Origin of the sequence: Anoxybacillus ayderensis (assembly GCF_013761015.1) — a bacterium.
GTDB lineage: Bacteria > Bacillota > Bacilli > Bacillales > Anoxybacillaceae > Anoxybacillus > Anoxybacillus ayderensis.
Genome location: NZ_JACDUV010000002.1, coordinates 98,133 through 110,006, shown reverse-complemented (window position 1 = coordinate 110,006; position 11,874 = coordinate 98,133). Strand labels below are relative to the sequence as shown.

7 protein-coding genes are annotated in these 11,874 nt (G+C 44.0%); 1 reads left to right on the top strand and 6 read right to left on the bottom strand.

Annotation, left to right across the window (positions count from 1 at the left end):
* Position 1 precedes the first annotated feature (1 nt).
* From addA to HNR63_RS02845, 6 genes are all read right to left on the bottom strand, one after another.
* Entirely contained in the window at positions 2 to 3,631 is a 3,630-nt protein-coding gene (gene addA / locus HNR63_RS02870) for a helicase-exonuclease AddAB subunit AddA (protein ID WP_181519728.1), read from the bottom strand.
* A gap of 4 nt (positions 3,632 to 3,635) precedes the next feature.
* A complete protein-coding gene (addB, locus tag HNR63_RS02865; RefSeq protein ID WP_181519727.1) occupies positions 3,636 to 7,100 on the bottom strand; it encodes a helicase-exonuclease AddAB subunit AddB in 3,465 nt (1,154 codons plus the stop codon).
* A 15-nt stretch (positions 7,101 to 7,115) separates the two neighbouring features.
* Positions 7,116 to 7,718 carry a TVP38/TMEM64 family protein gene (locus HNR63_RS02860; RefSeq protein WP_042534558.1) on the bottom strand — a complete coding sequence of 201 codons (603 nt, stop codon included), beginning with the start codon at positions 7,716 to 7,718 and terminating at the stop codon, positions 7,116 to 7,118.
* A 65-nt stretch (positions 7,719 to 7,783) separates the two neighbouring features.
* Positions 7,784 to 8,302, bottom strand: coding sequence for a competence protein ComK (locus HNR63_RS02855; RefSeq protein WP_042534560.1), 519 nt, complete (start codon positions 8,300 to 8,302; stop codon positions 7,784 to 7,786).
* 88 nt (positions 8,303 to 8,390) lie between these two features.
* A complete protein-coding gene (aceA, locus tag HNR63_RS02850; RefSeq protein WP_042534562.1) occupies positions 8,391 to 9,677 on the bottom strand; it encodes an isocitrate lyase in 1,287 nt (428 codons plus the stop codon).
* A 211-nt stretch (positions 9,678 to 9,888) separates the two neighbouring features.
* A complete protein-coding gene (locus tag HNR63_RS02845; RefSeq protein WP_085788370.1) occupies positions 9,889 to 11,136 on the bottom strand; it encodes a M48 family metallopeptidase in 1,248 nt (415 codons plus the stop codon).
* 142 nt (positions 11,137 to 11,278) lie between these two features.
* On the opposite strand from HNR63_RS02845, the gene HNR63_RS02840 reads away from it, so the two are divergent.
* Positions 11,279 to 11,869, top strand: a complete 591-nt coding sequence (locus tag HNR63_RS02840; RefSeq protein WP_181519726.1) for an SCO family protein — start codon at positions 11,279 to 11,281, stop codon at positions 11,867 to 11,869.
* The last annotated feature ends 5 nt before the right edge of the window (positions 11,870 to 11,874 follow it).

The window sequence follows — 11,874 nt, the reverse complement described above, 5'->3', positions numbered from 1 at the left end:
ATTAATCCCCTCCCATCGCTACAAGTAGCGCACCGTCAAAAGCGTACACGTAAGTTTCGGTCACTTTCTTTTTCCAAATCGCTTCAATCGCCTCACGATATAAAGCTAATTGCCCTTCATATCGTCGCTTTAGTTGTTCCTGTGGGTCATTCATCCACGATACGCGATCTGTCTTATAGTCAATTAAAACGAGCCCTTCTTCATCTTCAAATACGCAGTCAATGACTCCTTGAACGATCACCGTTTCCCCCTCCATCTCGTGCGCCAAATAAAACGGCACTTCGCGTTCCAGTCGCTTCGCGCGCTGCATTCGCTTGCCGATTGGAGTGTGGAAAAAAGCAACGATGCTTTCTATATCAACCGCTTTTGCCTGCTCTTCGGTGAGCCATTCCCCGTTTATCATGCGCGCGATTTGCTCCTGCACCTCATGAGCAGTCACTTCTTTTGTTACGTCAATATGTTGCATCACAAGATGCATGATCGTTCCTCGTTCGGCTGGCGTCATCGTTTTCGCTTGCAAAAAGCGCGGCCGTTCAACGATCTCTTTTCGAAACGGCTGTTCGGCATGTCCACCGTATATGTCGCGTTGTCGTTTTAATTCCGATACACTTTGTTTCGCCCTTAACGTCGTTGCGCTCGCATACGTATACGTCCAAGAAAGGCGGCGCTTGACTTCTTCTTCATATTCGCTTTTAATCGCCACAGGTTGCAGTTGTTGAATCGCTTCAACGATGTCACGATGCTCATTTGCTTGCTCATCTTCTTGCTCAAGCGCATGCGCCGACACAACGTGCATCTCCCATAGCGATGCATCGTGAAGCACCGTTTTCGACGGACAAACGCTTTGTGGATGGCGGATGAGAGCATAACCGAGCCAATCCGCATAGCTTTTTGCCTTTTCGATGACATACGCAGGAAGTTCCCACGTGGATGTATAAGTGACTTCTTGCCATTTTTTCTTTTCCGCTTCGATATCTTTTACCGTCGATACGATATATAACTTTTCTTTTGCCCGCGTCAGCGCGACGTATAAAATGCGCATTTCTTCCGCAAGCATGTGCAGTTTCATTTTTTTCTTGATCGCTAGCTGCGCGATCGTCGGATAGCTTGCCCGCCACGTCGGATGAACAAAGCGCATCCCTAATCCGAAATCTTTATCTAATATGTAGTCGCCGCGCAAATCTTTCGTATTAAATCGTTTTGCGGCACCCGATAAAAAGACGATCGGGAACTCAAGCCCTTTACTTTTATGAATCGTCATCATGCGCACAACATCTTCTTGTTCTGTGAGCGAACGCGCCGCTCCAAAATCGTCCTCGCGCTCTTTTAGCCGTTCAATAAAACGTAAAAAGCGAAAAATGCCACGAAACGACGTTTTTTCATATTGTTTTGCGCGATCATACAACGCGCGCAAATTCGCTTGCCGCTGTTTTCCTCCCGGCATTCCGCCGACGTAGTCGTAAAAGTTTGTATCACGATACAATTGCCAAATGAAGTCAGCAAGCGGCTTTTGTCTTGCCGCTGTACGCCACTCCGATAAATACGAAAGCCAACGTTTCACTTTTTCATAAAGCTCATCATCTTGTGATTGCTCGACAAAAGCAAGCAACGCCTCATAAAATGCCCCGTCTTTTTTCGCCAAACGAATGCGCGCCAACTCATTTTCGTCCAATCCAACAATCGGTGAGCGAAGCACCGCTGCAAGCGGAATGTCTTGATACGGATTGTCAATCACTTTCAAAAGCGATAACATAATTGACACTTCGGTCGCTGAAAAGTAGCCTGTCGACAACTCGGCATATACCGGAACGTTTTGCTTCCGAAATTCTTCTAACATCGCTGAAGCAGACGACATCGAGCGACATAAAATAACGATGTCGCGATACATAAGACGCCGTTCTCCTTTTAAGCGACGGTCGTAAACGAAAAACGGCTCGGCAAGCAGTTGTTTGATTTTTTTTGCGATCCATCTCGCTTCAAGCTGAACGGCTGTCACATCTTCTTGTTCTTCTTCGTCGCTTTCTTCTTTTGCTTCATTAATCCACACACATTCGACTGGCACTTGTTTTTCCGGATAATCGCGCGCGCCAAAGCGAAGAGCCGCATCATCGTCATAACGCATGTCCCCGACCGTTTCCGTCATGAGTTGTCGGAAAATAAAGTTCGTTCCATCTAATATTTCTTTTCGGCTGCGAAAGTTTTTCGCTAAATCAATGCGCAATCCGCCCTCCCCGTCTTTCGTAAACCGATCATATTTTTGTAAAAAAAGCGACGGTTCCGCAAGACGAAAGCCGTAAATCGATTGCTTCACATCGCCGACCATAAACAAATTGCCTGTCGCTTCATCGTCATGACATACGAGCCGTAAAATAGACTCTTGCACCATATTTGTATCTTGGTATTCGTCGACGAGCACTTCAGCAAATTGCGCTCGATAATAAAGGGCCGCTTCCGACGGCTTGAACTCATGTTCCGCAGAACGATCGCGTAAAATGTGTAAACAATAATGTTCTAAGTCTGAAAAGTCAACGATCCCTTTTTCATCTTTTTTCGCTTGCAATAGATCGGCAAACCGTTGCACCATTTGTATGATCGTAGCAACCATCGGCTTCATCTCGCGCAAATGGCGCACGTATGTCGCGGGTTGAAACGAAAACAATTCTTCTGTTACACTGTTTATTTCTTTTTTCACTTGCTCGCGCAGTTTTTTTACCTCATCAATCAATTGTTCATCATATGCCCCGTCTTTCGGCTTTCTTTTTGCCGTCGCAAACGATACGTTTTTCATCGTTTCATGTAGCTTTTGCCACGATTCAGCGCGCGCCTCTTTGAGCTTGGCGATGGCTTGTTGATCGCTAACGAGCGTTTCATACAAATAATCCGGTCCACCTGGCTCTTTCGTTTTTTGCAACGCTTGCGCCAATCGTTGTTCCGCTGCCTCTAGCGCCAAATCAACCGCTTGAAAAAGGTAATGGGCATACGGTAAATCGTCGACGCGTGCACCTTCTTCGACATCGTACATATGAACGATTTGTTGTAACCATTCGTTCGGATTCGGATGCGAACGAGAAAATTCATATAGCCGTAAAATAAGCGTTTGCAAATCCGCATCTGTCCGATCGCTCGTATATTTGTCAACAACAGCTAAAAACGCTTCATCGTTTTCCGCATAATATTGTTCAAATAACGTTTCTAACACTTCTTCTTTTAATAGCGCCATCTCCCCTTCATCAGCGATGCGAAACACCGGATCAATGCCGATCATGTAATAATATTTGCGAATGACATCTAAACAAAACGAGTGGATCGTGGAAATGGACGCTTTTTGCAAAAGACTAAGTTGCCTGCGCAAATGAAGCGAGTGCGGTTCGTTTTCGAGCGCTCTCTCTAACGCTTCTCCGATACGTTGACGCATTTCTGCTGCTGCCGCATTCGTAAACGTCACAACAAGCAACCGATCGACATCGATCGGCCGCTCTTTATGCAATATTTTTTGAATAATGCGCTCGACAAGCACCGCTGTTTTTCCTGAACCTGCGGCGGCGGCAACGAGCGTATGTTGACCTGTGGCATAAATCGCTTTCCATTGTTCATCCGTCCATTGACTTTCTCGTGGTTTTGGCGGAATCACACGATCACCCCTTTAACCATTCATCTATATTTTTCGGTGTGAACACGCGATATTGTTCCGCATCGACCCCTTCGTCAAATTGGCACACATCGCGAAACTCACAATATTGACAAGCTGTTTTATTTTTTTGTTTGTACGGTGCAATATGCGTCACACCGTCGACCATTTGTTCACCTACATCGACGATCAGACGGCGGACATGTTGCCGCAACATCGTAAATTGTTGTTCATTTAACACTTTCGAATGTTGCGCAAACGTTCCATTTTTATTTAATCGAACAGGAATAACGAGAGAACTCGTTCCCGGCTCTACTTGTTCATCCATCAGCCGCACCGTTTGTTCGTCGGCTAACACGTAGCCACCCATTTTAAACTGTTCTAAAAACTTTTTCTCTAGCTCGTGCTCTTCAAGCCATTCATTCAGTTTCATCGTCGGGTTATGAATCGGAAAGTACAACACCCCTGCTGGAAACGCCGATGTGCCAACGAGCTTTTCCGCATACTCAAGCACGACATCTAAATACGCTAACATTTGTAACGCTAAACCGTAATATACTTCCGTTAAATCAAGCGTCTTTTGTTTCGATTTATAATCAATAATGCGAAGAAGTACACCTTGTTCGCTCGTTGCTTGATCGACGCGGTCAATGCGCCCGACAAACTGCAACACCGTCCCGTCCGATAATGTAAACGAAAGCGGCGGGAGCAACTCCCCTTCCCCGAACCCTAATTCAACGCCAATCGGTACAAATCCGCTTCTTTTCGCATGTTCGCTTAATACGGTGGTGGCTTTCGTCATAATCGTCTGTAACTTTTTCTTCATATATCGATAACGGTGCGTGCTTAACAACACTTCTTGTTGAATGTACGGAGCAATTTGCTCCACCGCCTCATATGACAACTGTTCACATTGTTGCTTTGATAATTCACTCCATGGAAGCCGTTCTTCTCGCAGACGATTCGCAATCACTTTTAACGCTTCGTGAAACAACTGTCCCATATCTGGCGCCTTTAATTGAAAGACCGTCCGTTCTTTTAACTTTAAACCGTGCGCGGCAAAATGAGCGAACGGACAACGGTTAAACGTCTCCATACGCGAAATGCTCGCTTTCACTTTTTTTCCATATAGCTCTTTCGCCAACTGTTTACGTAACTGTTTTGCGCGATTTTCGTAAAATAACGCCCGCACAACGACCGCGATTCGTTCTTTCCATTGCTCATGTTGCACGTAGGCGTTGTATACATCCCACCACATCGGAGCGATAGTGTATTGTCGCTTCCACGCTTCAAGTTGCTGCACTAACGGGCCGAGCGTGGCAATATCGTTTGTCATATATGACAATTGTTCGTGAGGTGGAAGGAAAAACGGATCGGCTCCCCATTGCATTTTTTTCACATGCGGAAACATATCCGTTAACCGTTTGATAAACATCGATGGCAACAACGTTTTTTCTTGCTCATCAGCTAGCGCATACGTAACATATAAACGTTCAGACGGGCTAACGAGCGCTAAATAAAGTAAAAACGGCTCATCAAGCAATCGATCGCGGCTCGCTGGGGCAACGCGTACGGAATAATGATGCAACAATTCGCGATCCACTTCCGACAACATCCCATCATCGTTTTTGCGCATCGGAATAATGCCTTCGTTCACCCCGACAAGAAACGTACAGCGAATGTTGGAAAGGCGGGAACGATCAAAATGAGCAATTAATACTTGGTCGGTTGCCGGTGGCACGAGAGAAAACTGCAAACTTTCTAATCCCGTTTCAATAATGGTGAAAAACGTTTCGAGTGAAAGAGATTCATCGCCTAATATTTCCACATATTCATCAAGCAAATGAATAAACGCTTGCCATACTTGCTCATGGTGACGCATAGCGGACAAGTCGCCTCTCTCTTCCGCTTCATCGCGCCATCGCTGCAGCTTTTGTGGAATGTGAAGTTGTTCTGCGTATGCATATAGCGCTTCGCATTGTTCACGTCCTGTCTTTGCTTGTTTTAACCGTTTTTGTAAAAACAACAACGGAGAAATGACGAGCTTGCGCCATTCATTTAATTGTTGCTCATACCGCTTTTCTTCATCTGTTTGTGGCGCACGGATCCCTTCGAGCCCTTTATACTTGCGATACGTCCAATGTTCTGTCCATTTGTCTCCTTGTACGCCCGAAGCGAGCACATAGTTTTCCAGTTGATCGATCGCCATGCGCATCTCATGTATCGGCTCATCAAACGAAAAAAACAAGTCGGTTTTCACAGAACGAAATACCGCTTCGTAACGAAAGTTCGTCCGTACTGCTTCGATACTTGCGCGCAAACATTCAACGAACGGATGATCAAGCATCGGTTCTTTTTCATCAATGAAATGCGGAATGCGATAATCTGCAAATACCGTTTTTAACACGTCGCGATAGTCTGAAACGTTGCGAATGAGCAAAGCGATGTCACGATAGCGATATCCTTCATCGCGCACGAGCCGAATGATTTCACGAGCAATACCTTCCATTTCTGCTCGGCGAGTGGTCGCTTCTCCGATGACAATCGCTTCCGTTTGTTTTGGCCATACACGTACAGGACGATCATCGTAATGTGCTTCAAGATGGCGAAGCTCTTCATGTTTATGGCGGACGTTTTCATGAAGCTGTTCTACTTTTTCAATCGCCACTCCATTTTGTAGCGCCATTTCGCGCAGTTGGGCATACGTTCGCCACGTGCTACGAAATACGTGCAAATCGTTTGGTAGTTGTTCATACGGAGCGTCTAACGTAAGCGCAACCGTCACATGTGGGCAATGAATAAACAACTGTTCAATCACCATATATTCTTGCGGCGTAAATTCATAAAAGCCATCCATGTAAATGCGCGCACGTTTCATATAGGAAGAATGGCGAATTTTTTCCGCAAGCAGGCGCAAATAATCTTCTGAATCGACATAATGATGCGCCATCTGTTGTTCAAATTGCTCAAAAATCATCGCTGTATCTTTTAATTTATCAGCAAGTACCATTTCGTTTGCGGTCGCATGACGGCGCAGTTCTTCTTCCGTTTGTTTTAATGCTGCTGGCGTCACACAATATCGTTTATATTCCGTCAACATTTGTTCCAGTTGTTCAATAAAGCCACGTTTGTCAGCTGCTTTTCGAAACAGCTTTAACTGTTCTTTTTGTTGTTCAACAATTTTCCTTAGCAACATATGTACGCCTGTTTGCGTTAAATGATGGCGGCTCATGCCGCCTGTCTCTTGCAAGACGCGCCAAGCGAGGCGCGTGAAACTAAACACTTGTGCGCGAATCATTCCTTTGACGTTTGCGTTCATAAGAGCATATTCCGATTGAAACGTCATTTGTTCAGGAACGAGATAAATAATCGGATCGCCATCGGGTTCATGCGCAAGTTGTTCGATCATTTCTGTTAAACACATCGTCGTTTTTCCGCTTCCCGACCGCCCGATGATAAAGCGTACAGACATATTGTTCATCCTTTCTTATTTTCCATCGTGCAATGCGAAACGTTGCTCGACTTTTTTTCCGACGTACCAAAGAAGAAAAATAGCGGCTGCGACAAATACGGTGCGCATCGGTTGACGAATTAAAGCGACAACGTCATAGCCGATAAAACTAATCGTAAACACCATCACCATTTTTCCGAACAACACAGCAAGCATATATTGCTGCATCGCAATGCCTGATAATCCTGCTACGACATTCACTGCCGCAGATGGTGTAAATGGGAAACAAAGTAATAAAAAGAGCGGGCCAAAGCCGCGACGCTCAATCCAATGCATCATGCGGCGAATGGTCGGATGGCGATGTAAAAAAGAGAAAAATCGTTGTCTCCCAATTTTTCGAACGAGAAAAAAGACGAGCAGTGAGCCTGCGCTCGTTCCAATCCATGAGATGAAAAACCCTTTCCAAAGACCGAATGCCGCCGCGTTTGCCATGACAAAAACGAAAAGCGGCAAAAACGGTAAAAACGCCTCTGCCATCGGCAAGACGATGCCCGGAATAACGCCAAATGAACGATATTCCGCTAACATGTCAAGCATATGTTTGATCGTAAACCATTGTTTTAATTCCTCTAAACTCATACAGTAACCCCTTTGCTACGTGCTCATGTTTATATTGTACAAGTTTAGAGGAAAAGAGAAAACTACTACGACAATTCCCTTTCCCGTAAATATAACAAATACATCATTTTTCGTTCGCGCGCTTCGATTCGTTCGCTCATCTTTGTCCGCAACTGAGCTGTGCGATGTAACTGGTTCACAAATGAATGATGGGAAATACATAGCTCGACGCTCGTCCCGTTTGAAAAAGTAATGCGTGTTTTTCCACCTTGAACATGCTCATGATGACGAATATGTAAATGCGATAGCCATATACATTGAGGATTCGTTGGGGAGATCGTTGGAAAAAAGAAAATTTCGTTCGTTGGTTCGACTGCAATGGGTGCTTTATGCGAAGTGCCAATAATATGTTTTGATCCATCTTTCCTTCCTCTTAAACTAGCGCCATAGTACAAACAACTTTGTTCAATAATGTCCATCGGACTTTGTTTCACAACAATTTCTCCATCTTCCTCTAACGCTTTCGTCCATAAATGCTTGTCATAAAAAAACGGAAAAAGACCCATCGTATAGCGTGTTAAATGTAGATGCTCGACGATGAGCATATCGCTCCCTCCCTTATATACACATTTCGACAATATTATACCATAAATAGACGGAAAAATCCCCTCGTTTTTTCGAGGGGATGTCATTTTACGCATTTGTAAACTGTTCTTCTTCTGTGGAGCCTTTTAAAGCGACCGTTGATGCTTGACCGCCTGTAATGACAAGCGATACTTCATCAAAGTAGCCTGTTCCGACTTCGCGTTGATGGCGTGTTGCTGTGTAACCGTATTTTTCCGCCTCAAACTCTGCTTGTTGCAATTCGGAGTAAGCAGCCATGCCGCGATCGCGATAGCCATGTGCTAACATAAACATGCTGTAGTTGAGGGCATGGAAGCCAGCCAATGTAACGAACTGGAACTTGTAGCCCATTTTTCCGAGCTCCACTTGGAAGTTCGCAATCGTTTCGTCATCCAATTTTTTCTTCCAGTTGAATGAAGGTGAGCAGTTGTACGCAAGCAATTTACCTGGGAATTTTTCATGAATCGCTTCCGCAAAACGACGCGCTTCTTCTAAGTTCGGTTCGCTCGTCTCGCACCAAATTAAATCCGCATACGGTGCATATGCCAATCCGCGCGCAATCGCTTGGTCTAAGCCGGCACGCGTACGGAAAAACCCTTCTGGTGTCCGCTCGCCTGTAATAAACTCTTGGTCGCGCGGATCGATGTCGCTTGTAATTAAATCCGCTGCGTTTGCATCTGTGCGCGCAATCAATACTGTCGGCACACCCATGACGTCTGCCGCAAGTCGCGCCGCAATTAAGTTGCGGATCGCTGTTTGCGTCGGAAGCAACACTTTTCCACCTAAATGGCCGCACTTTTTCTCAGAAGACAATTGGTCTTCAAAGTGTACGCCCGCTGCCCCTGCTTCAATCATCGCTTTCATTAATTCAAATACGTTCAACTGACCGCCAAACCCAGCTTCCGCATCAGCTACGATCGGCAAGAAATAATCGATCTCTTCTTTTCCTTCAACATATTGAATTTGATCGGCGCGTTGAAGCGCTTGGTTAATGCGTTTCACAACGTGCGGTACGCTATTTGCCGGGTATAAGCTTTGGTCTGGATACATATGCCCAGCTAAGTTCGCATCCGCCGCAACTTGCCATCCGCTTAAATAAATCGCTTTTAAGCCTGCTTTCGCTTGTTGTACCGCTTGGTTTCCTGTTAATGCTCCGAGCGCATGAACGTAATCTTCTGTATTTAATAAATGCCAAAGCTTCTCTGCCCCACGGCGCGCAAGCGTATATTCAATATCGAGCGAACCGCGCAATTTAATGACATCTGCTGCGCTATATGGGCGCGTAATCCCTTTCCACCGTTCATCTAATTGCCAACTTTCTTCTAATTGTTTCACACGTTCTTCGAATGTTGCCATTTCCTTCTCCCCCTTAATTTTTTATCGTAACCCCTCTGTTTCCGTACAAAAGACCCCCAAATGATTGTGATGCTCTTTTCTCTATGTACGAGCTGTGATTTGTTTCCCACCCCTTTTGTTATAATACACACTTTCCTTTTGACATCTTTATTATATAACACAATTTTCAGAAAAGAAAGTATTTTTATGAATTTTTTTCAAAAAAATATGTTTACTGCTGTTCTAAAAAAATAATTCGTTCTAAAATCGTTGGATGGCTGTAACGAAATAGTTTGACGACATACGGTGGATGTACTTGACTTAAACTTGAACGCGTCAATTGTTGAAACGTCGAGATCGCCGCTTCTTTATTTTTCGTTAACTCAATTGCATATTTGTCTGCCGCGTGTTCTTCATAGCGGGAAATCGCATTCATCGCAGGGCTCGCTGCAAAACTTAATAGGGAAATAAGAAGTAAAAAAACAGGTAAGGAAGAAAGATCGTTCCATTTTTTTATTCGGAAAAGTGTGCCAAACCGTTCAACTGCCCGCTTCATCCATCGATTTGTCAACAACAATCCGATAAACGTGACAACAATATATAGTCCTATCCCCCAATACATATGCTTCATGACGTAATGCGCCATCTCATGCGCCATAATAAATAAAATTTCATCTTCGCTTAACCGCTTCAATGTCGTATCCCATAACACAATGCGTGAGTTGCTTCCGATGCCTGTGACATACGCATTTAGCGCGTTCGTTTTTTCCGACATGTTCACTTCAAATACGTGTTCAGCAGGGATGTTAGCCTTTTCTGCTAACGCTAAAATTTTTGCTTCTAACTGTTTGTCTTTTAAAGGATAAAAATCGTTATAAAGCGGATCGATAAAAACAGGTTGAATAAACGTTAAAAAAAGCGTAAACGGAATAGAACAAAGCCATGCGTACACCCACCATCGTTTTTCAAATTTTTTCATAAGCACATATAACACGTAAACGATGACAACCATGATGGCGTAATTTACCCAAAAATCAATGAGCTCATCACGCATCCAACTTGAAAACGTTTGTGTAGAAATGTGATACATTTTCGTCACGTAATAGCTTATATAGCTAAGCGGAAACGTCACGACTTGTACAAGAAGCGATAGCCAAAATACGTAAATGGCCGTTTGCATAAACTGACGCTTCGTCGTCGCTTCCGCCCATTGTTGAAATCGTGCCGACAAGCCAAACAGCAGCACAAATATATAAATGACCCACTCATACGGAATAGATAAAAAGAATAAAAAGTTTTTTACTTCGGAAAACTGTTCGGTCAACATCAGTTCTTTTTTCGTTAAAAACGTCGCCGGATCTGCGCTCGTTCCTTTATATTGTGGTGGAATGGAAGAGTCTGTCCATTGAAATAAGTAAAATGCAAAAAACAGCGCATATATCGCATACAAAAACAACGTCCAAAAAGCAATTTTTCTCATTTTCCTTCCCCCTTGTCCATCGTTACTACTAGTTTAGTTTTTCATTCGCCATTTAGAACAACGAAAAAATTCAAATAATTGTCACGTCCCATTCTCCTCATTGGCACGTTGATTATGTATGATGAAAGTGGGAGGGATCACATTGAAAAAACTATACATTGGCTTTTTTAGCTTACTTGCCATTTGTATCGGCATTGGGATGTTTTATTTTTCTTTTTACCGACAAGATAAAATGGAGTTTCCAAAAGACGTGACGATGGAAACCGCATGGGGAAAACCGTATTCATTTCGTAACATGGAACCGAAAGTGCGCCTATTAGAGTTCGTGTACACAAACTGTCCAGACATTTGTCCAAGTACGTCATTTCAAATGAAACAGTTAAAAGAACGGTTGGAAAAAGACGGTTTGTTTAAAAACAAAGTTGAATTTATTACGATCACCATTGATCCAACACGCGACACACAACAAGTGATGCAAACGTATGCGAACATGTTCGGCGTGGAAAGCGATGACGAAGGATGGATTTTTTTGAGAGGTAGCGAAGAAAATACGAAAAAAGTAGCTGACGCTTTCGACTTCTTATATCGCGATCCTGGAAACGGCATGCTGATTCATACGACGCTCACTTACTTTTTAGACGAAAACAATCGCGTCATCGCCACATTCGGAATGGGCGAAAAAGGTTTCGATAAAGAAAAAGTATATAAAGAAATTGTAAAAGAGGCGAAGTAGCCTCT